Annotated in this window: 27 protein-coding genes; 17 read left to right on the plus strand and 10 right to left on the minus strand. The window is 68.4% G+C overall.

Going from position 1 to position 22,497, the window contains the following annotated elements; translation table 11 throughout:
* Nucleotides 1-48: 48 nt before the first annotated feature.
* The 7 genes from ACCO44_RS08970 (at nt 49) to ACCO44_RS09000 (ending at nt 8,497) form a co-directional block, all read left to right on the plus strand.
* A complete protein-coding gene (locus ACCO44_RS08970; RefSeq protein WP_372469306.1) occupies nt 49-1,458 on the plus strand; it encodes a glutamate decarboxylase in 1,410 nt (469 codons plus the stop codon).
* Between the two features lie 76 nt (nt 1,459-1,534).
* Nucleotides 1,535-2,248 (plus strand): hypothetical protein, encoded by a 714-nt coding sequence (locus ACCO44_RS08975; protein WP_372469307.1) that lies wholly within the window; start codon nt 1,535-1,537, stop codon nt 2,246-2,248.
* Nucleotides 2,245-3,366 (plus strand): DUF998 domain-containing protein, encoded by a 1,122-nt coding sequence (locus tag ACCO44_RS08980; RefSeq protein ID WP_372469309.1) that lies wholly within the window; start codon nt 2,245-2,247, stop codon nt 3,364-3,366. Before ACCO44_RS08975 ends, ACCO44_RS08980 begins: the two co-directional genes overlap by 4 nt.
* Nucleotides 3,363-4,034, plus strand: a complete 672-nt coding sequence (locus tag ACCO44_RS08985) for a GAP family protein (protein WP_029262690.1) — start codon at nt 3,363-3,365, stop codon at nt 4,032-4,034. Before ACCO44_RS08980 ends, ACCO44_RS08985 begins: the two co-directional genes overlap by 4 nt.
* 29 nt (nt 4,035-4,063) lie before the next feature.
* Nucleotides 4,064-5,713, plus strand: coding sequence for a sodium:proton antiporter (locus ACCO44_RS08990; RefSeq protein ID WP_029262689.1), 1,650 nt, complete (start codon nt 4,064-4,066; stop codon nt 5,711-5,713).
* On the plus strand, nt 5,710-6,615 hold the full coding sequence (locus ACCO44_RS08995; RefSeq protein ID WP_262002499.1) for a multidrug DMT transporter permease: 906 nt from the start codon (nt 5,710-5,712) through the stop codon (nt 6,613-6,615). Before ACCO44_RS08990 ends, ACCO44_RS08995 begins: the two co-directional genes overlap by 4 nt.
* Before the next feature lie 334 nt (nt 6,616-6,949).
* On the plus strand, nt 6,950-8,497 hold the full coding sequence (locus ACCO44_RS09000; RefSeq protein ID WP_105710982.1) for a LuxR family transcriptional regulator: 1,548 nt from the start codon (nt 6,950-6,952) through the stop codon (nt 8,495-8,497).
* 70 nt (nt 8,498-8,567) lie between these two features.
* Here the strand turns inward: ACCO44_RS09000 and ACCO44_RS09005 are convergent, their stop codons facing one another.
* Entirely contained in the window at nt 8,568-9,128 is a 561-nt protein-coding gene (locus ACCO44_RS09005; RefSeq protein ID WP_372469311.1) for an HdeD family acid-resistance protein, read from the minus strand.
* Between the two features lie 38 nt (nt 9,129-9,166).
* The gene (locus ACCO44_RS09010) at nt 9,167-10,258 is read right to left on the minus strand and encodes a linear amide C-N hydrolase (protein WP_105710981.1); all 1,092 of its coding nucleotides are present in this window, start codon (nt 10,256-10,258) and stop codon (nt 9,167-9,169) included.
* A gap of 248 nt (nt 10,259-10,506) precedes the next feature.
* Between ACCO44_RS09010 and ACCO44_RS09015 the strand changes: the two genes are divergently transcribed.
* From ACCO44_RS09015 to ACCO44_RS09030, 4 genes are read left to right on the plus strand one after another with little or no spacing between them, the layout of a single operon-like run.
* Entirely contained in the window at nt 10,507-10,944 is a 438-nt protein-coding gene (locus ACCO44_RS09015) for a hypothetical protein (RefSeq protein ID WP_262002500.1), read from the plus strand.
* On the plus strand, nt 10,937-11,272 hold the full coding sequence (locus ACCO44_RS09020; RefSeq protein ID WP_105710979.1) for a transcriptional regulator: 336 nt from the start codon (nt 10,937-10,939) through the stop codon (nt 11,270-11,272). Before ACCO44_RS09015 ends, ACCO44_RS09020 begins: the two co-directional genes overlap by 8 nt.
* Complete coding sequence (locus ACCO44_RS09025; RefSeq protein WP_372469313.1) at nt 11,269-12,279, plus strand: hypothetical protein; 1,011 nt, start codon at nt 11,269-11,271, stop codon at nt 12,277-12,279. Before ACCO44_RS09020 ends, ACCO44_RS09025 begins: the two co-directional genes overlap by 4 nt.
* Before the next feature lie 43 nt (nt 12,280-12,322).
* Nucleotides 12,323-12,823: a GNAT family N-acetyltransferase gene (locus tag ACCO44_RS09030; protein ID WP_372469314.1), complete on the plus strand. Its 501-nt coding sequence runs from the start codon at nt 12,323-12,325 to the stop codon at nt 12,821-12,823.
* A gap of 6 nt (nt 12,824-12,829) precedes the next feature.
* Here the strand turns inward: ACCO44_RS09030 and ACCO44_RS09035 are convergent, their stop codons facing one another.
* On the minus strand, nt 12,830-13,441 hold the full coding sequence (locus tag ACCO44_RS09035) for a flavodoxin family protein (RefSeq protein WP_105710976.1): 612 nt from the start codon (nt 13,439-13,441) through the stop codon (nt 12,830-12,832).
* Nucleotides 13,442-13,507: 66 nt separating this feature from the next.
* Here ACCO44_RS09035 and ACCO44_RS09040 point away from each other — a divergent pair, with 66 nt between their 5' ends.
* Nucleotides 13,508-13,735: a hypothetical protein gene (locus tag ACCO44_RS09040; RefSeq protein ID WP_372469315.1), complete on the plus strand. Its 228-nt coding sequence runs from the start codon at nt 13,508-13,510 to the stop codon at nt 13,733-13,735.
* A 41-nt stretch (nt 13,736-13,776) separates the two neighbouring features.
* Here ACCO44_RS09040 and ACCO44_RS09045 read toward each other — a convergent pair whose 3' ends face one another.
* From ACCO44_RS09045 to ACCO44_RS09055, 3 genes are read right to left on the minus strand one after another with little or no spacing between them, the layout of a single operon-like run.
* Nucleotides 13,777-14,379, minus strand: coding sequence for a GNAT family N-acetyltransferase (locus tag ACCO44_RS09045; RefSeq protein WP_372469316.1), 603 nt, complete (start codon nt 14,377-14,379; stop codon nt 13,777-13,779).
* 8 nt (nt 14,380-14,387) lie between these two features.
* On the minus strand, nt 14,388-14,780 hold the full coding sequence (locus ACCO44_RS09050) for an ImmA/IrrE family metallo-endopeptidase (RefSeq protein ID WP_105710975.1): 393 nt from the start codon (nt 14,778-14,780) through the stop codon (nt 14,388-14,390).
* A gap of 42 nt (nt 14,781-14,822) precedes the next feature.
* On the minus strand, nt 14,823-15,197 hold the full coding sequence (locus ACCO44_RS09055; RefSeq protein ID WP_231481830.1) for a helix-turn-helix domain-containing protein: 375 nt from the start codon (nt 15,195-15,197) through the stop codon (nt 14,823-14,825).
* A gap of 94 nt (nt 15,198-15,291) precedes the next feature.
* Between ACCO44_RS09055 and ACCO44_RS09060 the strand changes: the two genes are divergently transcribed.
* Genes ACCO44_RS09060 through ACCO44_RS09070 form a run of 3 tightly spaced genes read left to right on the plus strand, consistent with a single transcriptional unit; the run spans nt 15,292 to nt 16,921 of the window.
* The gene (locus ACCO44_RS09060) at nt 15,292-15,519 is read left to right on the plus strand and encodes a helix-turn-helix domain-containing protein (protein ID WP_372469317.1); all 228 of its coding nucleotides are present in this window, start codon (nt 15,292-15,294) and stop codon (nt 15,517-15,519) included.
* 29 nt (nt 15,520-15,548) lie between these two features.
* On the plus strand, nt 15,549-16,478 hold the full coding sequence (locus tag ACCO44_RS09065; RefSeq protein WP_372469318.1) for an aldo/keto reductase family oxidoreductase: 930 nt from the start codon (nt 15,549-15,551) through the stop codon (nt 16,476-16,478).
* Nucleotides 16,479-16,528: 50 nt separating this feature from the next.
* The gene (locus ACCO44_RS09070) at nt 16,529-16,921 is read left to right on the plus strand and encodes a PLD nuclease N-terminal domain-containing protein (protein WP_105710972.1); all 393 of its coding nucleotides are present in this window, start codon (nt 16,529-16,531) and stop codon (nt 16,919-16,921) included.
* On the opposite strand, the gene ACCO44_RS09075 is transcribed toward ACCO44_RS09070, so the two are convergent.
* From ACCO44_RS09075 to ACCO44_RS09085, 3 genes are read right to left on the minus strand one after another with little or no spacing between them, the layout of a single operon-like run.
* Nucleotides 16,918-17,889 carry an epimerase gene (locus ACCO44_RS09075; protein WP_372469320.1) on the minus strand — a complete coding sequence of 324 codons (972 nt, stop codon included), beginning with the start codon at nt 17,887-17,889 and terminating at the stop codon, nt 16,918-16,920. The genes ACCO44_RS09070 and ACCO44_RS09075 overlap by 4 nt on opposite strands.
* Nucleotides 17,886-18,539 carry a DUF4166 domain-containing protein gene (locus ACCO44_RS09080; RefSeq protein ID WP_372469322.1) on the minus strand — a complete coding sequence of 218 codons (654 nt, stop codon included), beginning with the start codon at nt 18,537-18,539 and terminating at the stop codon, nt 17,886-17,888. The genes ACCO44_RS09075 and ACCO44_RS09080 overlap by 4 nt, the downstream gene beginning before the upstream one ends.
* Before the next feature lie 49 nt (nt 18,540-18,588).
* Entirely contained in the window at nt 18,589-19,206 is a 618-nt protein-coding gene (locus tag ACCO44_RS09085) for a TetR/AcrR family transcriptional regulator (RefSeq protein ID WP_105710969.1), read from the minus strand.
* A 108-nt stretch (nt 19,207-19,314) separates the two neighbouring features.
* On the opposite strand from ACCO44_RS09085, the gene ACCO44_RS09090 reads away from it, so the two are divergent.
* Nucleotides 19,315-20,121, plus strand: a complete 807-nt coding sequence (locus ACCO44_RS09090; protein ID WP_372469324.1) for a sugar phosphate isomerase/epimerase family protein — start codon at nt 19,315-19,317, stop codon at nt 20,119-20,121.
* Nucleotides 20,121-21,251: a Gfo/Idh/MocA family protein gene (locus ACCO44_RS09095; RefSeq protein ID WP_372469325.1), complete on the plus strand. Its 1,131-nt coding sequence runs from the start codon at nt 20,121-20,123 to the stop codon at nt 21,249-21,251. Before ACCO44_RS09090 ends, ACCO44_RS09095 begins: the two co-directional genes overlap by 1 nt.
* A gap of 31 nt (nt 21,252-21,282) precedes the next feature.
* On the opposite strand, the gene ACCO44_RS09100 is transcribed toward ACCO44_RS09095, so the two are convergent.
* Nucleotides 21,283-22,476, minus strand: a complete 1,194-nt coding sequence (locus ACCO44_RS09100) for an ROK family protein (protein ID WP_372469326.1) — start codon at nt 22,474-22,476, stop codon at nt 21,283-21,285.
* Between the last annotated feature and the right edge of the window lie 21 nt (nt 22,477-22,497).

Consider the following 22,497-nt stretch of genomic DNA (forward strand, 5'->3'; position numbering starts at 1 on the left):
GGCACCTCATCCCACTTCACCCGTCCGATCTCTTCGTAGGAGCGAAAAGTGACCACCAACACGCACAAGGCCCGGCAGTCGACGAACATCGACTCGACCATCAGCATCAATCCCGTCTTCGTTCGACCGGGCGAGGCCACCGAGTTCGACAAGTTCACATTGCCGACCGGCCCGAGCCTGCCGGAGACGGCGTACCAGATCGTGCACGACGAGTCGATCCTCGACGGCAACTCGCGACTCAATCTCGCGACGTTCGTCGGCACCTGGATGGATGACGAGGCCAAGAAGCTGTACCTCGAAGCGGCCGACAAGAACATGATCGACAAGGACGAGTACCCGGCGACCGCGGCGATCGAGGATCGCTGCTGGCGGATCCTCGCCGACCTGTGGAACGTCCCGGACAAGAGCGACACGATCGGCACCTCGACGATCGGCTCGTCGGAGGCGTGCATGCTCGGCGGGCTCGCTCTCAAACGCCTGTGGCAGGAGAAGCGCACCGCTGAGGGCAAGTCGACGGACAAGCCGAACCTGATCATGTCGGCGGCTGTCCAGGTCGTGTGGGAGAAGTTCTGCAACTACTGGGACGTCGAGCCGCGTTACGTGCCGGTGAGCCCGGATCACATCATCCTCGACGGCTACAACCTCGAGGACTACGTCGACGAGAACACGATCGGCGTGGTGTCGATCCTCGGACAGACGTTCACCGGACTGTACGACGACACCATCGCGATCTCGAAGAAGCTCGATGAGATCCAGGCGAAGACCGGCCTCGACGTGAAGATCCACGTCGACGGGGCTTCCGGCGCGATGGTCGCACCGTTCTGTCAGCCGGACCTGGTGTGGGACTTCCAGCTGGACCGGGTGAACTCCATCTCCACCTCGGGCCACAAGTACGGCCTCGTCTACCCCGGTGTCGGGTGGGTGGTCTGGCGCAACACCGCCGTGCTGCCCGAGAGCATGATCTTCCACGTGAGCTACCTCGGCGGGGACATGCCCACGCTCGCGCTGAACTTCTCTCGCCCCGGCGCGCAGGTGCTGCTGCAGTACTACCAGTTCCTCCGTCTCGGATTCGAGGGCTACCGCGAGGTGCAGCAGAACTCGATCGACGTCGCCACCTACCTCTCGAGCGAGATCGCGAAGATCGGCCCGTTCGATCTGATCAGCAACGGAGACACGATCCCCGTGTTCGCGTGGGTGCTGAAGGACGGACACACTGACAAGTGGACTCTGTACGACCTCGCCGATCGTCTGCGGATGAAGGGGTGGCTCGTCCCCGCCTACCCGATGGCCGATGACATGTCGGATGTCGTCCTGCAGCGCATCGTCGTGAAGGTCGGGCTCAGCCGTGACCTCGCATCGGCTCTGCTCGCGGACATCCGGGGCGAGGTGGCGTTCCTCGATGCGCTGACCACCCCGCTTCCGGATACCGCGAGCAGCGGATCACACTTCCACCACTGATCCGTCCGATCGGGGAGGGCGCCGTCGTGCGCCCTCCCCGATCGCGCCTTCGAGTCACACAGAGAGGAGTGCGACGATGACCGTTGCAGCGACCAGCATCGATCCACCCCGCAGGCTCTTCGTGCCCAATGTCACGAAGCAGTGCTGGGGGTTCATGATCGGCTCCGCGTTCTTCGCCGTCGGCTCCGCGCCCGGCCTGAGCGAGGCATTGGGCTCGAGCGGGTCCAACCTGCTCTTCTTCATCGGCGCCTGGTTCTTCACCGGCGCCGGACTGATCCAACTGTTCCTCAGCGGTGCCGTGGCCGTGAGGGTGGCCTACGCGCCGGGACGGATGGTGCGGGCGGAGTGGCTCGCCGCTGCCACGCAGTCGTTCGGGACGATCCTGTTCAACGTCAGCACGACCGGCGCCCTGCACGCGCGGAGCATCGCTGCACAGGAGAAGCTCGTCTGGAATCCCGACGCCGGGGGCTCTGTCGCCTTCCTCCTCAGCGGCATCCTCGCATTCGTGGCCTACGCCCATGCCCGAAGGCTCTGGGATCTGGGGCGTCGGGCCTGGTGGTCGGTCTTCATCAATATGGTCGGATGCATCGCGTTCGGTGCCTCGGCAGTGGGCGCATTCATCCTGCCCAGCGGAGACGCGCTCAACAACGGTCTCGCGAACAACGGCACCTTCGTCGGGGCGCTCTGCTTCCTGCTGGCCTCTCTCATCGTTCTTCCGTTCTGGGATCGGGGACGCCATCACCGGGGCAGGGCGGGCTCCGGCCAGGACGACGAGCCCGTTCTCCGATGACGCGCACGCGGACGCCGGTGGCGACGGAACGGGAGACGGCGATGGACAGGACGACATCGATCGACACGAGAGCGAGTGCGAGGGCGGTCGGCTCCCGCATCCGGGTCCGACGTGCGCTCGACGACGAGTCGTTCGCCCTCACTTTCGGCGCGTTCGCCTTCGCCGGAAGCGCCATCGTCGCGATCTTCGTGTTCTGGGGCCGCGAGCTTCCGATCGATGGCCGACACTCTCTCGGCGAGTTCGCGGCGATCGCCGGCGCCGTGGCCGCCGCTGCCGGATTCGCGACATCCCGTCTGCGTCCGCATCGCGACAGGCCGACCGACATGCGCGCCGCCGACGGCACCCGGTACTGGTGGTTCGACCTCGTCGCATTGTCGGCCGCCTACGCTGCCATCGCTCTTCTCGGGTGGATCGGCGTGGCGACCATCCTCGATCACAGCTTCGTCGGGGCGACGGTGTTCGCGTCGCCCGCGGTCGTCCTCGCGGCGGCATCCGCGGCGCTCAGCGCATATCTCGCCTTCGTGAGCGGGGCGAATCTCACGCCCCGACATCTGTCCCTCGTCCTCGCGGTGTTCCTCGTGGTCGGCATGGTGACGGCGATGTTGAGTGCGACGGACCCGCAGTGGTGGCAGATGAACCTGTCGGCGCTCGGCATCACCCACGACATCTCGGCGCTGACGTTCAACGTCACACTGATCGTGTCGGGCGTCATCGTCACGACGATCGCGCGGTTCGGGACCGCGTCTCTGCCTTCGGAGAAGGACGCGGATCGACGGCGGCGAGGCACCGTTCGGGGGCTCTTCGTTCTGCTCGGTGCGCTGCTCGCCTGTGTCGGGCTCTTTCCCGTCGACCGGTTCTTCCTCCTGCACAACACAGTCGCCACCGGCATGTGCGTCGCGTTCGCGGTGCTCGTGGTCGGGCTCCCCTGGCTCATCCCGACCATGCCGAGAGTCTTCGTCGCGCTGGGCTTCGTCTACGTGGGGGTGATCGTGATCCTCGCGCTGCTCTTCTCCGCCGGCATCTACAACCTGACGGCCGTCGAGCTCGTCTCGGCTCTGCTCATCTTCAGCTGGATCATCCTGTTCCTGCGTAATGCGCACCCGGTGGTGCGCGCATGATCGCCGTCCTCGCAGATCTGCTGACACTCGGCGTCGCCGTCGCGATCAGCCCGTTGTCCATCGTCGCCGTCATCCTGATGGCGACATCGGGCAAGGGGCGCACGAACGGCACGGCGTTCATCCTGGGGTGTTATGCGTGGGGCATCCTCTTCGTCGGCGTCCTCGTGCTGATCGGCCGAGCGGCGGGGGCGGAGGACCCGGACTCCGGGCCGCACATCACGATCGACATCATCGAGATCGTCCTCGGTGCGGGTCTGCTCGTGCTCGCGCTGCTGCAGTGGCGCGGCCGTTCTTCGCACGAGACTCCCAAATGGATGGCCAGTCTCGACGGGCTGACCGCGTGGAAGGCGTTCTTCGTCGGCGTCCTGATATCGGGACCGCTGTCGCCCAAGGATCTGCCGCTGCTCGCCGCCGCGGGGGGCCGCATTTCGCAGGCCGTCCTGCCCGTCGAACAGGTGGTGGCCGTCGTGCTGATCTTCGGCATCTTCGGCATCTCAGCGGTGGCGATTCCGTGGATCATCAGCGTCGTCTCGCCGAGCAAGGTCGAGGTGCGCCTCTCCGGCATGCGCAACTGGCTCGTCACCAATCACGCCGTCATCATGGCGGTGCTCTTCGTCATCCTCGGTTTCAAGCTCATCGGCGCCGGCGTCGCCGACCTCGCGGGGTGAGTCGTGGGTTCCGATCGTGAGGAGTCCGGATGCCGGTAGAGGTCCTCGTCTTCGTCATCGTCGCCGTGTTCGTGATCGTGTTCGCGAGCTCGCTGTCGCAGCGGACGGGCATCGCGGGGCCGCTGATCCTCGTCGCCGTCGGCGTGGGGGTCAGCCTGATCCCCGGGGTGGCCGCCGTGTCCGTGCCCCCGGAGTTGATCCTGGTCGGCGTGTTGCCTCCACTGCTGTTCTCGGCGGCCGTCTCCGCCCCGGCGATCGAATTCCGGCGTGATCTCGCCGCGATCGGCGGCCTATCGGTGCTCCTCGTGATCGTGAGCGCCGTGGTGCTCGGGCTGTTCTTCTTCTGGGCCATACCCGGTCTCGGCTTCCCGCTGGCGGTGGCGCTCGGTGCGATCCTGAGCCCGACGGATGCCGTCGCGACGTCCATCGTGCGCCGACTCGGAGTGCCGCGACGCGTGGTGACCGTGCTCGAGGGGGAGTCCCTGCTCAACGACGCGACCGCACTGGTGCTGCTGCGCACGGCGATCGTCGCGGCGGCGTCCGGATTCTCCTTCCTCACGACTCTCGGATCGTTCGCCTGGGCGGTGCTCTCCGCTGTCGCCGTCGGTGCGGGCGCCGGGTGGCTGGCGCTGCGCCTGCGGGCATGGACCACGAGCGCGACGGCGAACACCGCCCTCGGCTTGACGATCCCGTACATCGCCTATCTGCCGACGGAAGCACTCGGAGGTTCCGGCCTCGTCGCGGCGGTCGTGGCGGGCGTGGTCTGCGGGCAAGGGGCCGTGCGATGGCTCACACCCGAACAGCGCATCTCCGACAAGCTCACCTGGCGCACGATCGCGTTCCTCCTCGAGGGTGCCGTCTTCCTCCTCATGGGGCTCGAGTTGTGGGGGATCGTCGAGAGCAATCTCGAGGCAGAAGAAGGGCTGCTCGCAGGCATCGCCATCGCCGCGGTGGCACTCGTGATCCTGATCGCCGTCCGTGCCGCCTACGTCTTCCCCATGATGCAGGTGCACACCGCCAGGGTGGCGAGATCGGTGCGCCACCGCCTCTCCGTGGACGGAGCCGGGTCCGGAAGGCGCACTGCGGGACGGATGCGCGCCGACATCGAGTACTTCGACGCGTCGCCGCTGACCTGGAAGCACAATGCGATGATCGTGTGGGCCGGCATGCGTGGTGCGGTCACCCTCGCGGCGGCGCAGACGCTGCCCGCAGAAGTACCGTCGCGCGACCTGCTGGTCTTCATCGCGTTCCTCGTCGCCGCGGGCAGTCTGCTGCTGCAGGGGATGACCCTTCCTGTCTTGGCGCGTCTCCTCGGACTCCGGGCGGCTGGGGCGAGCGGCCCGCCGCGCGACGAGATCCGCAGCATCGACGAGCAGCTGCGTGACGCCGCCCAAGCGGCGATCGACGGTGACACGCTGCAGCGTCGTGGGCGCACGCCGTTCTCCGACGCGCTCTCTTCGCTCCCGAGGGCGGGATTCGTCGCGCCACTCGATCCCCGTGGCGGTGCGGATGCCCCGGAGGCGCTCGAGTTCCAACTCGCCCTGATCGCCGTCATGCGGGAGCGCCTGCATGAACTCGGCCGGTCCGGACATCACAGCACGACCGCCCTCCGATATGTCCTCGATGAGCTCGATGCCTTCGAGATCAGTGTGAAGCTCCACCTCGAAAGCGAGAGATGACCATGGAACTCGACTCGGCACCTCTGATCGGCATCGCTCTGGCGGTCGGATCTGCCGCTGCGCTCGCGGTCGGCAATCTGCTGCAGGCGCGAGGTGTGCGTGCCATGGAGGCCGCAGCGGAGCGCGGAGTCGACGGTTCGAAGGCCATGAACCTCCTTCGCAACCACTTCTGGCTGCTCGGCACTCTCCTCCTCGGAGTCACCGTGCTCCTGCAGATGGGCAGTCTCACATTCGCGCCCTTGATGGTCGTGCAACCGGTGGGCGTCGTCGCACTGGTGTTCACCGCCCTGTTGACGGCAGTGTTCGCCAAGAGAGCGCCCTCCCGTCAGGTGGTGCGAGCCATCGCCATCTGCGTGCTCGGGGTGGCCGGGTTCGTGACCGTCGCGGCGATGGTGAGCACGCAGCACGCGATCACCGATGTGCAGCTCATCGCGGTGCTGGTCGTGCTGACCGTGCTGCTGGTCACCACGGCGGTGGTCGGGATCGTGGGGCGGCGCCGGCGCACGCCTCCGGTCGTCTGGGTGCTTCTCGGCGGCATCTACTCGGCCTTCGTGGCGACCCTCGGCAAGACAGTCATCCTCCGCGTGCAGTCTGCCTTTCAGTCGGGCGGTCTGAAGTGGGATGTCGCCAACCTTCTGACCATCGCCTGCATTCTGGGCATCGGAGTCGCCGGGGGACTCTCGATCTACTTCGTGCAGAAGGCCCACGCTTTCAACCGCCCGGAGGTCGTCGTCGCGGGGCTCACCGTCGTGGATCCCGCGGTCGCCGTCGTGCTGGGCATCGCGATCCTGGGCGAGGCGAGCGGCGCGCCGATGTGGGCGTACCTGGCGTTGGCGGCGGCGGGAGCGGTCGCGATGAGCGGGGTGTTCGCCCTGTCACGGGCGGAGGCTCGCACGGAATGAGCGGTGCGGGTCGGGTCCTCAGCGGCCCGGATGCCGGACAGCCCGGGTGGTCGCCCGGGTGTCACCGGGGTGAACACCCGGGTGATGTCCGACGGTGATCTGCGCCCCGAGCCCACCAATATATTAGGAAGGAGTCAGCGAGGAACCGAGGGGGTTGGTTTCTCGTCTTACAGGACCGGCGCTTCCCCAGAGCGTCGGCAGAGCAGGGGGTAACGATGCTTCGAGCGACCGCTTTTAACGACAAGTGCACGACTGTCCTTCGTCGGGAGCTCCTCCGTCCCGTCGTGGTGCGAACACCTCGAACCGCTCCGGAAAGAGCCTGGGTGGGGCCCGCATGAACCTCACCGACACGGACCGCGCCCGCGATGAGCTCGCGAAGGCAGTGCGTGCCGGACATCCAGAAACCATCGCCCGCACCGTCGTCTCCAACGTATGGCCGCTCTACACGACGCATCCCGACGCGTTGACGGCAGCGGTCGTCGAGCTCCCGAGCAGTCTGCTCGACCGGCATCCCATTCTTCGAGTGATCCATCCGATGACGGCCGTGCTCGCCCGCAGGGCTCGGGCCTATCAGCCGGTCCCGCACGCCCAGGATGCGCGCCTGATGAGCGCCGATGAGCTCGACTTCCTCACTCTTGCCCAAATGCTCTCGTTCCGCGTCAACGGCGACGTCACGGCCGCCATGGTCTACGCGCGGCGGCTCGAGGATCGCCTTCTCGAGACGGCAGCCGAGGGCCGGGAACGCATCGACGGGCCCCTGTGGTTCCTCCATCATCAGATCGGGACCACGATGCTCGCCGCCGGCGACTCGGGGCGGGCGCTGTTGGAGTTCGCGACGGCTCGTCAGCTGGGCAAGTTCTCCGGGCAGGAGTACGCCGAACGTATGGCTCTCGCCCGAACCGCACTCGCACACGCGATCCGCGGCACTCTGAGTGAGGCGGAACGCGCGCTCGCCGAGGCGGAGGAGATGCCGGAGGTGACCGCCCTCCATGCGAGCGCGACGATGTCGTCCGAGCTCATCGCCAGGGCGCTCATTGCCGTGGACCGCCGGTCGGGTGACGTCGACGAGTTGCTGTCGGGAGCGTGCCCGGTCGACAGCATCGAACTCAACTGGCCGTTCGCTCTGCTGGCCCGTTGCCGTGCCTATCTCTCGCGGCATCGGCCGGAGGATGCGCTCGAGGCGATCCGACTGGCTTCGGACGGGCATCCGACTCAGCGGGGCTCGTTCGCCGCCGACGTCGTCGCCTCCTCGACCATCGAGGCGCTCATCGCCACGGGTGACTCCGCGTATGCCTGGACGGTCGTCAAGGAAAACCCCAAGGTCGGCGTGCTCACCCTGCTGGCGACCGCCCATCTCGCGCTCCACGACGGGCGGCTGGACACGGCGGCACACGAGCTTCGCGCGCTGGCATCGGACCAGACGCTCGGACCTGCGCAGCGCGCCGAAGCCGTGCTGCTCTCCGGGTGGCTCGAGCTCGCGCGAACGGGCGAGATCGATGCGGAGACCGCACGCCAGATCTCGAGGATCTCCCAGCGCGCCGACCGCCGACGCCTGCTGGAAGTGATGCCGCGACAGCTCGTGGATCGCATCAAGGAAGTGCTGGATGCGGAAGCCGCCGAGGAGTGGGTCGTGGTGACGGAGGGCATCGTGTTCCGGGATCTCCAAGCGCGACCGTCGCTCACCTCGGGCGAACTCCGTATCCTCAACGCGCTGCCGGCACAGCGGTCGACGGCGAACATGGCATCGAGCTTCCACGTGTCGCCGAACACCGTGAAGTCGCAGCTGCGCTCGATCTACCGCAAGCTGGGGTGCTCGACTCGAGAAGAGGCGATTCGCATCGCGACGCGCATGCGTCTGCTCGCTGCCTCCATGAGCGACTGATCGCCTTCGCCGCATCGACCACGGACGGTCGCGCTGGCCACGTTCGGGCAGCCGGCGCGACCGTCCGTGATCAACGCTGCATGCGACCGAACGTGATCGCTCGCACGATGTTCACCACGCCGAGGACGATGAGCGAGATACCCATCAGCATCCACAGCACCATGGCGCCCCACAGCGGTGCGAACAGCAGCACCGCTCCAGCCACGATCGAGAAGATCGCGAAGACGATCGACCAGACCCTGGAGCCGGTTCCGGAGAGGGTGCTCAGAGCGACGATGCCCTCGACGATCCACAGGATGCCGACGAGCACGCCGAGGAAGGCTCCCAGCCAGACCGCGGTCTGACCGAGGCTCGTGAACGCGATCACCCCGGCGACGATGAAGATCAGGCCGAGCAGCACGTGGCCGACGCGCGCCCATCCGCCCTTCGTCCTGCTCAGCCCGCCGATGGCCGCGTAGATGACACCGGCGACGATCGCGTAGGCGGCGACGAGAGCGGTGACGGCCACCGCGGTCTTGCCCGGCCAGACGAGGATCACCACCCCGACGACGAGGGCGAGCGATCCCCCCACGCCGATGGCGATGCGGATGCCGTCGAAGGCGGTCTTCGTGGACGTGGGTGCAGCGTGCATAGGCGTTTCCTCGAGAGTCGATCGGGCGGTGCCGGGCGTTATGCGGCGTGGGGCTTCTTCTCGCCGACCAGGCTCTGAACGGCCTTCGTGATCGCGGCGAACTCGTCCTGCTTGCGCGCCACGAACTCGAGTGCTTCGGTCCCGGTGGCCAGCACCTGCTGGCCGAGCTCTCCGACATCCGCGAAATGGTGGCTGGCGTTGCCGACCAGGCCGCCCTCCAACGCCAGTCGCCCCACCAGGTCGAGCTTGAGGATTTTGGTGCCCTCGTTGAAGCTCATGTCGGCGAAATCGACCCAGACGATGTTCGGTCGGGTCGTCGATTCGAAGGCGTAGCGCATGTTGGTGAGGTCGAGCACCACCTGCCAGATGGTCTGCGACGCGTCGGGTTTGCCCTCCTCCGGCGTTCGGAACGGCTGTGCCGCGTTGCGGATGATGCTGAACATCGCCGAGATCGCCTCGATCTGAGTCTTCGGCTGTTTCTGGTGCGCCACGTAGAAGGAGGCGCGCGCGAAGCGATCACTGGCCAAGGTCGACCCGGGAAGCGGCTTGTCACCGCCGAGGCCTTCGACCTCCTTCACGAGGTCGAGCTGCTTGTCGAACGTCGGGGAGTTGGTCATCACCTGGTACTCGCGGCTGTGGTACACCTTCGGCTTACCATCGGTGTACTCGATGATCGCCGAGTCGCCGGTCGCGTCGTTGATCGCCAGGTGCAGCGTGGGAACGAGGTGCCCCGTCGGGTCGAAGAGCTGAGCGATCTGCACCTGCGACTCGTTCGTCCACGCGACGGCCTCGGCGACCGTGGCGAAGTTGTCGAGATAGTACTGCAGCCACACCGCCTGGCTCAGCTGAGTCGCATCCGCTGCGGGTCTGCCGTAGTCGGATTCGGCAAGCCACAGGATGTGACCCGCGAAGCCCTTCTCGTTCATGCCGTCGCACGCGATGAGGTCGAACGCCGTCGCGATGATGCTTCCGTACTTGGCCTTCCAGGTGAGGGTGCCATGGACACCGTCGGAGCGCTCGATGCCACGGGGGAGCTTCCAGAGGTTGGAGAGCAGGTCCATATGGAAGTCCATGTTTCGGCCAACGATGACTGCACCATTGGCATCGGGCCAGACAACTCGTGTGCACATGAGCGCCGCACGTCCTCTCGTCGATGATTCGCCCGCGGCCGGAGGAGTCACGGGCTCTCTGGTGATTATTGGTCGCGCTCGCCCGTGCGGACGTGGCGACGACGCGAAATCACCCGCAACGCTCACCCGGGTGCCACCCGCACCTTCACCCGCTCCCAACCCGTTTCGTACCGAATCGCTCCGCAGTGGTTGCCCGCGAGGAAACTACATGTTAGTTTCTTCTCGGGAAACGAAATTCGAGGGGAAACATGGACAGCGACGAAGCAGCGGCCCGCCTCGCGGCCGTGAAGCAGACGAAGAGCGTGTCGGTGCGGAACGGGGCGTGGGTCGCCTCCCTCGTGGCGTCGGCGGGAGCGCTGGCGATCGGGTTGATGATCGACATGGACATGATCTACCTCTCGGCACTCGTCGTGCTGGGGATCGTCGGGCTCTTCTCGATGCTGTCGATCCGGCTGCGGCTGACCTGGTCCGACCGCGCCGGCGCCTGGCTGGTCTGGGGCGGTGCCCTGCTGGCGCTCGCCGCATTCGCCGCCGTGCAGTTCCCGGTGCGTGCGGCGGGATGGATCCTCCCCAACACGATCGGAGCGCTCGCCGCCGTCGTCGTGATCCTCCTCGTCTGCCGACCGGGTCTGCAGCGCCTCGCGAGTGCACCCACCCCGGTGGCATCCGGGAAGCGAGATGAGTGACGCGCAGGGAGAGGATGCGGTGGCGCCGCGCCTCGATCCGCTGCTGCACGAGCCGGTGCGTTTGAGCGTGCTCTCCGCCCTGGCCCCCGCGGACTACATCGAGTTCTCGACGCTGCTCCGCCTGGTCGGGGTGAGCAAGTCCGCGCTGTCGAAGCACGTGTCCGCTCTGACGGATGCGGGAGTCGTCGTCGTGACGAACAGCCCCACCGATCAGCGCGCGCGTCGCATCGCCCTGACCGAGGCGGGGCGGGAGTCCTTCGACGCCTATCTCCGCCGGCTCGAGGAGATCGTGCGCGCGGCACGCGGGCAGGCGGGCGGATCCCGATGACGGAGAACACCACCGCCGACGCGCGGGTGCGTACGAGCGTGACCCGGAAACTGGTGCGCAACCCGCTCCTCTGGGGCGCGGTGCTGCTGCTCGCCGCCATCGTCTTCACGGTCGCGGGCGACGATCTGAGCTTCTTCCCCTTCCTGCTCATGCTGATCGGCGGCTGGTGCTTCGGCTTCGCGTTCGTGAATGCGACGTTCGACATGGTGCCCGCGCGCAACGGCGCGATCCTCCACGTGATCGTGGCCGTGGTCCTGGGCGTGCTCGTCACCTCGGTGATCGAGTTCGGGGGAGACCTACTCGACCCGTTCCCCGCTGCGGTTCGCGGTGTCGCCGTGGTGCTGCAGATGGCGGCGATCCCCGCGGTCGGATGGATCTGGCTCGGGCTGCTCAGTCGCGTCACCGATCTGCTCGGGCGCCGGGATGCGAAGAAGCGCCCGCTGCCCGTGGCCCCGGAGTGGGAACGCGAGGAGAGCGGCGACGGTTCGGTCGTGCGGTTCCCCGGCATCGAGCTCCGGATGCGCAGCCTCACGCAGGCGATCGTGGCGATCGTCGTGGTGTTCGGGCTCCTCGGTGTCGTCGCGCTGATCGCGCTCGACGACCTCGCGATGCGGATGGGGCCGCGGATCGCCATCCTCCTCCTCGGGATCGTGGTCGGACTGCCCGTCTACCTGGCGTTCACGGCGATCCTGCGCCGCCGCACGCAGCAGTGCGCGGTCGCCTTCGGCAACGACGAACTCCGCGTGCGCGTGGGTGAGACGCACCACACCATCCCGTTCCGCGAACTCGAGCTCCTGCGCTGGCGGACCCGCAGCGACTACGCGCGCTTCGAAGTGCGCGGCGGGTCGGGCGTCGACCTCTCCGTGGTCACCGGGATCGCGAAGCCGCCGCCAGGGTTCTCCGCCGAGCTTCCGCCGTTGCCGAAGCGGGTGTATCGACGCCTCGAACTCGCCGGTATGACGCTCGAGAAATCGCGCCGGGATGAGGTCATCACCTTCCGTCGGTGAGCCGATCCGGTAGAGCGTCGGTGGCTCATGCGAACATCCGTGCATGGATTCCCTCAGGCTCCGACTCTGGTCCGAGAACGATCTCGAGCTGCTGCACGCCGCGAACACCCCGGCGATGACGGCCCATCTGAACGGTCCGGAGACCGAAGAGCAGGTCGTCGAACGTCAGACCCGCTACCTGCGGCTCGTGGCCTCCGGCGAGGCGAGGATGTTCGTGATCGAAGATGCCGCGGGGGCCTCACTCGGTTCGATCGGCTACTGGCGCATGGGCTGGCGGGACGAGCCCGCGCTGGAGACCGGCTGGTTCGTCCGCCCCGAGGCGCAGGGGCGCGGCGTCGCATCGAAAGCCCTCGCCCTGCTCATCGACGATGCCCGCGCACATCGAGGTGGCAGGCGTTTCCTCGCCGCATTCCCCGGCGTCGACAACCCGGCGTCCAACAGCGTCTGCCGCCGGAACGGCTTCGCCCTGGTCGGCACGTTCACTGAGGCGTTCCGGGGCGCAGAACTGACCGTGAACGAGTGGGTGCTCGACCTCACGGGGTGATCGACATCACCCCGCCGGGTACTCCTGCGCCTTGAGCAGCCGAGCGAGGTGCGCGGCGTTCCGCGCCGCCGTCCCGATCGCCGAGGCGACCTTCTCGGGGGTCTCGTCGAGGTCCTTGTAATCGGTGGTGTGCATCGCCTCCCCGTTCCAGTAGACCGAGCCCTGGGCCGGGATGGTGAAACCGACGTCGTTCAGCGACTGGAAGAGGATCGCCGCGATGTGGTGGGCACCGTCCTCGTTGCCGACGATGCCCGCGATCGCGACCTTGTCGAAGAGGGTGGGCCGTCCTCGCGCGTCTGTCTCGCCGAGCTCGGCGTCGAGGCGTTCGAGCACGCGCTGCGCGACGCTGGAGTGCTGTCCCATCCACGTGGGAGTGGCGAACACGAGGATGTCGGCGTCGAGGATGCGTCGGCGCACGCTCGGCCACTCGTCGCCGTCACCCATGTCCTTCTCCACGCCGGGGCTGATCGACAGATCGACGGCGCGGACCAGGTCGCCCGTGATGCCGTGACCGGCGAGGGCCTCGAGCAGCTGCGTGGCGAGAAGGTCGGAACTGGAGGAGGCGGGCGACGGCTTCAGGGTGCAGGAGACGGCGACCGCGGTCAATGGTGTCTTCATCCTCCGAGGACACCAGGCCGCGAGTCCGGTGCACAGGGGGTTTCCGCGCCGGGGCTATCCTGGTAGATGGCACCGACGACAGGAGATCCCGTGATCCTCAGCTTCCTCTTCTTCATGATCCTCTTCATCGGAGGCATCTGGACGATGGGCATCTCGTTCGGGCTGCCCGACTTCCAGGCGCTCGCGTTCTGCGGCGGCCTCCTGCTCGTCACGCTGGCCATGGCGTTCATCTTCCGCCAGCGGGGCTCGGCCACGCGTCGGGCGAACAACTGGTCGGGCAACGCCACCGAGTGACGCATCGCGGACGGCAATGCCGTCCGCTCAACGCGGTCCGCTCAACGTCGTTTGGCGAGCCTCGCCTCGAGGTTGGCCCTCACCGCGGGCCACTCCGGCTCGATGATCGAGAACTCCACACTGTCGCGCAGCGCGCCGTTGCGGTAGCGGCTCATGGCCCGCATCACGCCGTCCTGCTTGGCTCCGAGCCGCTCGATAGCTGTGCGGGACTGGAAGTTGACCCACTGCGTGGTCAGGCCGACGCGGAACACCCCGAGCGTCTCGAAGGCGTGCCGGAGCAGGAGGAGCTTGGACTCGGCGTTCGTACCCGTGCCGTGGGCGGACGGACGGTTCCAGGTGTAGCCGATGTGCAGACGCGGGACGTCGGCGACGATGTCGTAGTACGAGGTGAGTCCGAGGATGCGTCCGTCGGCGCCGAAAGCGGTGAACGGCACCATCTCGCCCTTCTCGATGAGCGAGAGGCGTCGGTCGACTTCTGCGCCCACGCCGTCGGGGGCCGGAACCGAGGTGTACCAGGCCGTCTTCCACAGGTCGCCCTCCTGCACGGCGTCGATGAGACCGTCGACGTGCGAGCGCTCGAGCGGACGGAGTTCGACGAGTTCGCCGGTGAGGGTGACGGGGGCGGGAGCGACGAGGAAGGCCATGACGGTATTCAACCAGCGACCGGGACGGCACCCTGACGCAGGAGCTGCTGGTAGGCGGTGACCAGCTCGATGGTGACCCCGAGCTCGAAGGCCAGACTGGCCAGGTGCGGCCCGCGGAGCTCTTCTGCCTCGGCATAGGCACGTGAGGTGATCAGCCGACAGGCCGCCCACTCGTCGGCCTGGCGCTCCTGCTGCGCACGGATCACGGGCACGCGCGCGGGAGTGTGCCCGAACTGCGCATGCCCGAGCTCGTGGGCGAGCACACTGCGTGTGGTGCGCGCGCTCATACCGGGACTGAGTCGGATCGTGCGGGTCAGGGGATCGAAGCCGCCGCGCGTGCGGCCGGGACCCTCGACGATGCGCAGTCGCTGTTCCTCGGCGAGGTGCAGAAGGTCGTCCATCGCTCTCCTCCTCGCCGTGCCGGGGCGGCAGCGTATGCGCCGCTAGTCGTAGAGGTCGTCCGTATCCGAGTCGTGCGACGTGCGGGATTCGAAGGCGACCTCGCGGGTATCTTCTCGCGGACCGGCGACATCGGGGGTGGGGCGGATCGGGGTGATGCGCGCGCTCGTCTCCCCGTCTGCTCTGAGGCGTTCCTCTGCGCGAGCGAAGAGCACGTGGGGCTCGAGGCCGAGAGCGTCGCAGACCGAGTAGACGACCGGGACCGGGATGGCACGCTTGCCGGTGACGTAGTTGTCGAGGGCGCTGCGCGCGATACCGATGGTGCGCGCCATCGCCGCGATGCTGCTCCTGGACGCGGCGATCTCGCCGCGGATCTGGCGCCCCACGGCGTTGTTGAATTCCTCGGCCGGTGTCTTCACCCGGCTCACGATAGCAGCGCACCGACTCCAGAATGCCGCCATTATGGTGCAATCGACAGGTCTGCGTGTCCGTGCGGGGTACTAGCGTAGGCGTATGGGGACAGAATTGCGTCAGATGTTGGCATCCACCGTGAACGGCGCGCGAATGCACGCCGGGCTGTCGTTCGCTCGACTGTCCGAGCTCTCGGGCATCACGCCGGACGCGCTCTCGGAGCTGCTGGAGGGTCAGGTCGACTTCACCGTCGTCGACCTCGCCGGCATCGCCGCGGCGCTCGACATCCCGATCACGAGACTCCTCCCGGCATCCACGGCCGACGACTGACGTCGGACGCGCACAGTAGCGTGGTCCGTATGAAGACCGTGCCGTTCGGATCGTCCACCGCCCCCGCCGTCATCGCCGGCATGATGCGCATCAACGATAAAGACGAGGCGCACATCCGGGCGCTCTACGCCACAGCGCGGGAGTCCGGCATCGACTTCTTCGACCACGCCGACATCTACGGCGGGAGCATGCACCAGTGCGAGGCGCGCTTCGCCGATGCGCTGCGGCTCAGCGCCTCCGAGCGCGACGAGATCGTGCTGCAGACCAAGTGCGGGATCGTGCCCGCGCAGGGGACGTTCGACTTCTCCTACGAGCACATCGTGACCCAGGTCGAAGGGTCGCTCACCGCCCTGCAGACCGACCGCCTCGACGTGCTGCTGCTCCACCGCCCCGACATCCTCGTCGAGCCCGAAGAGGTCGCCCGCGCGTTCGACGATCTGGAGGCCTCGGGCAAGGTCCGCGCCTTCGGCGTCTCGAACCACACGCCGCGGCAGATCGATCTGCTCCGCACGGCCGTCCGGCAGCCGCTGGTCGCCAACCAGCTGCAGCTGTCGATCACCCATGCGCCGATCCTCGCTCAGCCGGTCGCGGCGAACATCGCCGGCCACGAGCAGAGCGCCGTGCGCGACGGTGGCGGCATCGTGGAGTACTGCCGCATCAACGGCATCACGATCCAGGCCTGGTCGCCGTTCCAGGACGGCCGCGGTCACGGCGTGTTCCTCGGCAACCCCGAGTACCCCGAGCTGAACGCGGTGATCGATCGCCTCGCGGCGTCGTACGGCGTGACTCCGCTCGCCATCGCGACCGCCTGGATCACCCGTCACCCCGCCGGCATGCAGGTGGTCCTCGGCACGACCACACCCCAGCGCGTGCGCGAGGCCGCGATGGGCGCCGACCTCGAGCTGACCCGGCCCGAGTGGTACGAGCTGTTCCGCGCCGCCGGACACCTGCTGCCGTAGAAGCGGTTCGGGTCGGCGCGGTCCGGCACGCCGTCGTCTACCCTGAACTCATGCCGTTCCTGTTCTCGCTCCTCGTCATCGCCCTGATGATCGGCGCACTGATCGACATCATCACCCGCGACAGCGCCCTGGTGAAGCACCTGCCGAAGATGGTGTGGATCATCATCGTGATCCTGTTGCCGTTCGTCGGCAGCGTGCTGTGGTTCGCCATCGGACGCGAGTACGGCGAGGCCGGCATCTCCATCCCGCGCGTGCGTCGCGCCGAGCGGCCGACCGCCACCCGCACCGACGTGCGTCCCTCGCCGCCGGCGGACACGCGCACGACCGAGCAGCAGATCGCCGACCTCGACCGCGAGATCGAGGAATGGCGGCTCCGCGAGGAGCTCGAGAAGCGCCGCCGCGACGGGGACGCCGCCTCCGGATCCGCCGGCGCCGCCTCCTAGGCCGAGACCCCTCCGCGGTCGAAGGACTCGCGGATCGCCTCTTCCAACTGCGGGTGGCGGAACTCGAAGCCCGCGGCGGTGAGCTTCTCCGGCAGCACCCACCGGCTCTTCAAGACGAGTTCGGTCTCGGTACGGATGCCGATGGCGCCGAGCTCGAGCATCCAGCGGGGCAGCGGCGGCCCGATGCGAGCACCCAGCACCCGCCTGATCGTCGCCATGAACTCGACGTTGTCGACCGGATTCGGGGATGCGACGTTGACGGGACCCTCGAGTGACGGCGTCTGCTCGATGAAGTCGATGATGCGCGCGACGTCGTCGATGTGCACCCAGCTGAACCGCTGACTCCCGCGGCGCGCGCGGAAGTGGTGAACGGTCCCGGCCCGGCGTCGCGCGGCGCTCGCGGGCCACCGACCGTCGTACTGCGGACCGCCGAGCCCGAGCCGGACGAGGTTCTTCAGGGGCCCGAGCACGCCGCCGTGGCCGAGCACGATGGCGCTGCGGAGGGCGACGCGGCGAGTGGCGGGCAGCTCTTCGGCGAACAACGCCTTCTCCCAGGCCTTCGCGACCTCGACCGAGAAGCCGGTGCCGAGCTCGCCCGTGGATTCGGTCATCGGACGGTCTTCGGCGTGCCGGTAGATCGTGGCCGTCGAGGAGTTCACCCACACGGCCGGAGGTGCAGATGCGCGGGCGATCGCCGTGCTCAGCGAGGCGGTGGTGTCGAGCCGCGACCGGAAGATCTCCGCGCGGTTCTCCGGCGTGTACCGGCAGTTGACGCTCTTGCCCGCGAGGCCGATGACCAGGGAGGCGCCGTCGACCGCGCGGTCGATCTCGACCTGATCGCCCCAGCGGAAGTCGGCGCCGGAGCGCGAGATCGTGACGACCTCGCGGCCCTCGGCGCGGAGTCGGGAGACGAGGTGGCTCCCCATGAAGCCCGTGGACCCGCCGATGACGACCCGGCCTGTGCTCATGCGGACTGCTCCTTCTCTGCGGTGCGGGGGACCTCGGCGATGTGCGGGACGCGGTACTCGAAGTCGCCCCGGTATTCGTACACGCGGCCGAGGAGAGGCGCGTCGATCGTGAGTGCCACCTGCTGCCGGTCGATGGCGTCGTCGAAGCGCTCCGTGAGGCGGACGACCGGTGCGATCAGGCGGGGGACGCGGATTCGGAGCCGTCCGAGTCGCACCCCGACAGCCCGACTCGTGAGGTGCAATGCGCCGTCGCGCACGTCGACGTCGAAGCAGGCCGCGATGAGTCCGGGTTCGCCGAGTTCGTCGAGCACGCGACCGTGCCGGGTGAGCGCGACCGCATCGCGCATGACCCACGGGCCGCGGGTGAAGCGGAACGTGCGCTCGCCGATGGCCCTCGATGCGATCGTGCGGTTCTCGACGCGGAAGGGCACGTCGCGCTCCCAGACCCCGGCGACGACCCTGCGACGTTCGAGGACGCGGAGCACGGGCCACAGCCACCGCCGCGGCGTGCCGACGACGTGGAACACGCCCTCGCCGATGCCGACGGCGCCGTCGGGGACCGCCGAGAAGTAGGCGCGCAGGCGAGGGTGCAGCTCGTCGATGCGTTCGCCGAGCGCCCGGGCGTAGGGGGAGTCCGGCACGGGCGTCACGCTTCGAGCCTAGCCCGACGGCGGGTGCTCCCGGCCGGTCCGCGGTCGGTCACGCGGGCGGGCGCAGCAGCCGGTCGAGCAGCGCGAGCGCCTCGTGCTGCGGGGCCGTCTCGTCGAGCAGCCACTGCGTCTGAAGGCCGTCCGACGCCGCGACGACGAGAGCCGCGACGGCGTCCGCGTCGACGTCTTTCCGGATCTGCCCGCCTTCCTGCTGTCGCCGCACGGTCTCGGCGAGCCGTTCGCGCAGACGTGTGAAACGACCGGTGGCGAACGTGCGCGCCGCCGGGTGGCCCTCCTCGAGTGCCGACGCGACAAGGGTCGAATACAGCTGCACGAGGCCGGGGATCGCGCGGTTGAAGCGTGCCGACTCGATCATCATCTCGACCGGCGTCGCATCCGCCGATGGGGGATCGGGCTGCCGCCCCGGCGCGTTGCTCTCCTCGTAGACGGCGACGAGCAGCTCTTCGAGAGACCCGAAGTAGTGGGTGAGGGCGGCGTGCGTGACGCCCACTTCGCGCGCGATCGCCCGCAGGCTTGTGCGGTCGGAACCGCGTTCGGCGAAGACCTCGATGGCGCGATCGAGGATCTCCTGTCGGCGAGCGATCCCCTTGGCGTAGGTGCCGCGCGGGCGGGGCTGCTCGGCAGGCTCTGGCGTGTCGGCGGGCATGGGGGGAGTCTAGCGAATCAAAACTTCCACGTGGAGGTATTTGGTGGTAGCGTGCCTGCACGGGGTAGTGACCCCCACATGTCACCGAAGACCGAAGGAGCACGACCGATGACGATTCAGACCTCCCTGCAGCTGTTCACGATCAAGGACCAGCTGGAGGCCGACCTGGAGGGCACGCTCACGGCGGTCGCCGCACGCGGCTTCACCGCCGTGGAGCCCTACGACTTCGTCCGCCGTGCCGAGCCACTCGCCGCCGCGCTCTCGGCCGCCGGGCTCACCGCCCCGTCCGGGCACGCCTTCCTCGCTTCGGAGTCGTTCGTGAACCCCGACGGCAGCGGCACGACCATCCCCGTCCCCACGCCCGACGTCGTCTTCGCCGCCGCCCGGGTGCTGGGGATGGACACGGTCATCGACCCGTACACCGAGCCCGCACGCTGGGAGTCGGTCGAGCAGATCGAGGAGACGGCCCGCCTGCTGAACGCGGCCGCCGAGATCGGCGCGACCGTCGGCGTCCGCGTCGGATATCACAACCACGCCCACGAGCTGGAGGCCGTCTTCGGCGGGGTGACCGGGTTGGAGGTCCTCGCGGGGCTGCTCGACGAGCGCGTCGTGCTCGAGGTCGACCTCTATTGGGTGGCTCGCGGCGGTGTCGACCCCGTCGCGCTGCTGCAGCGCCTGGGTGACCGCGTGATCGCCGTGCACGCGAAGGACGGCACGCTCGACCCGGCGCTCGCCGGCGCCTACCCGCCCGCCGACCAGGTGGCCGCGGGCGAGGGATCCGTTCCGCTGGTCGAAGCCATCGCCGCAGCCCCGGCGCTCGAGCTCGCGATCGTCGAGTTCGACCACTACGAGGGCGACCTGTTCGACGCGATCGAGCGCAGCCGTGTCTTCCTCGACGAGAAGGTGGCCGGCTGATGGCGGGTCCCGTCGGAGTCGGCATCATCGGTGCCGGGAACATCAGCGACCAGTACCTGTCGAACCTCACCACCTTCCCGGATGTCCGTGTGATCGCGGTCGCCGACGTCATCGAGGAGCGTGCGAAGGCGCAGGCCGCGAAGTACGGCGTCCCGCGTGCCGGCGGCGTCGACGTGGTGCTCGACGACCCCGAGATCGACATCGTCGTGAACCTGACGATCCCGGCGGTGCATGTCGAGGTCTCCGAGGCGATCATCGCCGCGGGCAAGCACGTCTGGACAGAGAAGCCGATCGGCGTCAGCCGCGAGGAGTCGCGTCGGCTGCTGGAGAAGGCGGATGCCGCCGGTCTGCGCGTCGGCGTGGCCCCGGATACCGTGCTCGGGCCGGGCGTGCAGACCGCCAAGCGGGCGATCGCGCGCGGCGACATCGGGCGCCCGCTGTTCGGTCAGACCACCTTCCAGTGGCAGGGTCCGGAGATCTTCCACCCGAATCCTGCGTTCCTCTACGCCAAGGGCGCGGGGCCGCTGCTCGACATGGGCCCGTACTACGTGTCGACCCTCGTGCACGTGTTCGGACCGGTCGCCGCGGTCGCCGCCCTCGGGCTGCAGGGGTCGCCGACGCGCCGTGTGCAGGTCGGCGAGCTGGCGGGCCAGGAGTTCCCGGTCGAGATCCCGTCCACGCTCAGCGTGCTGATGGACTTCGAGGAGGGCGGCCAGGCGCAGAGCCTGTACAGCACCGACTCACCGCTGCTGCGGCAAGGGATCGTCGAGATCACCGGCACCGAGGGCACGATCGTGATCCCCGACCCGAACACCTTCGGCGGCCCGATCACCATCACGCGTCCGCTCACCCGTCAGTTCGTTCCGCCGGAGCCGATGACGCAGGAGATCGTCGACGTCGCGCAGGAGGGTGTGCTCTCCGGCCGCGGCGTCGGGCTGCTCGACATGGCGCGCTCGATCGCCGCCGGCCGGCCGCACGTCGCCACCGGGGAGTTCGGCTACCACGTGCTCGACACGCTCCTGTCGATCGAGGAGGCGGCCGAATCGCGGAGCTTCGTCCCGGTCGAGAGCACGCTGGATCAGGTGGGCGCGATCGCCGCGGACTTCGATCCGTTCGAGGCCACGCTCTGACGGTCGCCGCTCGGGGCGGCGGGGGTGCGGATCAGCGCGCCTTCGCCGCCACGTAGCGGTCGACGCTCGCAGGGGAGAGCACCTCGCGCGCGACCATGATCGCGGCCCCCAGCACGGCCGCGCGGTCGCCCGCCTGGGACTGCACGATCGCCAGATGCTGCGTCGCGAGCGGGATCGAGCGGCGGTAGACGACCTCGCGCACACCCGCGAGCAGGTGCTCACCGGCGCGGGCGATGCTGCCGCCCAGCACGATGATCGACGGGTTCAGGAGATTGACGACGGTCGCGAGGACCTCGCCGACATCACGCCCCGCCTGACGGGTGGCCTCGATCGCGGCGGCGTTTCCGGCGCGGACCAGATCGACCACATCCGAGGGCCCGTGCACGTCGAGCCCCTCCTCGCGGAGCGCGATCGCGAGTGCGGAACCGCTGGCGAGGGCCTCGAGGTCGCGCTCATCGCCCGGCTCGCGGGTCGACCCCGCGCCCGCGGGCACCTGCACGTGGCCCATGTCTCCCGCGGATCCCTGCGCGCCGCGCTGCAGCTGTCCACCCGCGATGATGCCGGCGCCGATGCCCGTCGAGACCTTGACGAAGACGAGGTCCTCGACCTGCGGCCAGCTCATCGCCTGCTCGCCGAGGGCGAGGATGTTGACGTCGTTGTCGACGAGAACGGGCACGTCGAAGGTCTTCTGCACGTACGCCGGAACATCGAACCGGTCCCAGCCCGGCATGATCGGCGGGTTGGTCGGTCGTCCGGTGGAATGCTCGACGGGGCCTGGCACGCCGATGCCGACACCGACGAGCGGGAGGCCGGCGGCGGTCGAGTCGACCAGCTCGGCGGCGTCGGCGAGGATCGTGTCGAGCAGGCTCTCCGGTCCGTCGCCGATGTCGATCGTGCGCGTGCGGGCATCGAGGATGACGGCGGCCAGGTCGGCGACCGCGACCGTCGCGTGCGTGGCGCCGAGGTCGACGGCCAGCACGAGCCCGGCGCGCGGGTTGAAGGCCACGCGTGCGGGCGGTCGGCCACCCGTGGAGACGGCTTCTCCGGCGGGACGGACGAGGTCGGCGGCGAGGAGCGCGTCGACGCGCAGGGCGACGGTCGACCGGGCGAGTCCGGTGAGGACGGCGAGTTCCGCCTTCGTCCTGGCGTGGCCGTCGCGGAGGATCTGGAAGATCTCTCCGATCCCCGATGCGATCGCCGGAGCGGGCCTGAGAACGTCAACCATTGCGTCAGTAAACCACAGCAC

Source organism: Microbacterium maritypicum (assembly GCF_041529975.1).
Taxonomy (GTDB): Bacteria; Actinomycetota; Actinomycetes; order Actinomycetales; family Microbacteriaceae; genus Microbacterium.

Bases quoted from the DNA above. Each gene is read 5' to 3' on its own strand.
- ACCO44_RS08985 (WP_029262690.1), top strand. From the start codon at position 3,363: ATGATCGCCGTCCTCGCAGATCTGCTGACACTCGGCGTCGCCGTCGCG.
- ACCO44_RS09090 (WP_372469324.1), top strand. From the start codon at position 19,315: ATGACGATTCAGACCTCCCTGCAGCTGTTCACGATCAAGGACCAGCTG.
- ACCO44_RS08980 (WP_372469309.1), top strand. From the start codon at position 2,245: ATGACGCGCACGCGGACGCCGGTGGCGACGGAACGGGAGACGGCGATG.
- ACCO44_RS09050 (WP_105710975.1), bottom strand. From the start codon at position 14,780: ATGGACGACCTTCTGCACCTCGCCGAGGAACAGCGACTGCGCATCGTC.
- ACCO44_RS09035 (WP_105710976.1), bottom strand. From the start codon at position 13,441: ATGAAGACACCATTGACCGCGGTCGCCGTCTCCTGCACCCTGAAGCCG.
- ACCO44_RS08995 (WP_262002499.1), top strand. From the start codon at position 5,710: ATGACCATGGAACTCGACTCGGCACCTCTGATCGGCATCGCTCTGGCG.
- ACCO44_RS09075 (WP_372469320.1), bottom strand. From the start codon at position 17,889: ATGAGCACAGGCCGGGTCGTCATCGGCGGGTCCACGGGCTTCATGGGG.
- ACCO44_RS09065 (WP_372469318.1), top strand. From the start codon at position 15,549: ATGAAGACCGTGCCGTTCGGATCGTCCACCGCCCCCGCCGTCATCGCC.
- ACCO44_RS09040 (WP_372469315.1), top strand. From the start codon at position 13,508: ATGGCACCGACGACAGGAGATCCCGTGATCCTCAGCTTCCTCTTCTTC.
- ACCO44_RS09060 (WP_372469317.1), top strand. From the start codon at position 15,292: ATGGGGACAGAATTGCGTCAGATGTTGGCATCCACCGTGAACGGCGCG.
- ACCO44_RS08975 (WP_372469307.1), top strand. From the start codon at position 1,535: ATGACCGTTGCAGCGACCAGCATCGATCCACCCCGCAGGCTCTTCGTG.
- ACCO44_RS09020 (WP_105710979.1), top strand. From the start codon at position 10,937: ATGAGTGACGCGCAGGGAGAGGATGCGGTGGCGCCGCGCCTCGATCCG.
- ACCO44_RS09100 (WP_372469326.1), bottom strand. From the start codon at position 22,476: ATGGTTGACGTTCTCAGGCCCGCTCCGGCGATCGCATCGGGGATCGGA.
- ACCO44_RS09005 (WP_372469311.1), bottom strand. From the start codon at position 9,128: ATGCACGCTGCACCCACGTCCACGAAGACCGCCTTCGACGGCATCCGC.
- ACCO44_RS09030 (WP_372469314.1), top strand. From the start codon at position 12,323: ATGGATTCCCTCAGGCTCCGACTCTGGTCCGAGAACGATCTCGAGCTG.
- ACCO44_RS09045 (WP_372469316.1), bottom strand. From the start codon at position 14,379: ATGGCCTTCCTCGTCGCTCCCGCCCCCGTCACCCTCACCGGCGAACTC.
- ACCO44_RS09000 (WP_105710982.1), top strand. From the start codon at position 6,950: ATGAACCTCACCGACACGGACCGCGCCCGCGATGAGCTCGCGAAGGCA.
- ACCO44_RS09070 (WP_105710972.1), top strand. From the start codon at position 16,529: ATGCCGTTCCTGTTCTCGCTCCTCGTCATCGCCCTGATGATCGGCGCA.
- ACCO44_RS09025 (WP_372469313.1), top strand. From the start codon at position 11,269: ATGACGGAGAACACCACCGCCGACGCGCGGGTGCGTACGAGCGTGACC.
- ACCO44_RS09085 (WP_105710969.1), bottom strand. From the start codon at position 19,206: ATGCCCGCCGACACGCCAGAGCCTGCCGAGCAGCCCCGCCCGCGCGGC.
- ACCO44_RS08990 (WP_029262689.1), top strand. From the start codon at position 4,064: ATGCCGGTAGAGGTCCTCGTCTTCGTCATCGTCGCCGTGTTCGTGATC.
- ACCO44_RS09010 (WP_105710981.1), bottom strand. From the start codon at position 10,258: ATGTGCACACGAGTTGTCTGGCCCGATGCCAATGGTGCAGTCATCGTT.
- ACCO44_RS09015 (WP_262002500.1), top strand. From the start codon at position 10,507: ATGGACAGCGACGAAGCAGCGGCCCGCCTCGCGGCCGTGAAGCAGACG.
- ACCO44_RS09095 (WP_372469325.1), top strand. From the start codon at position 20,121: ATGGCGGGTCCCGTCGGAGTCGGCATCATCGGTGCCGGGAACATCAGC.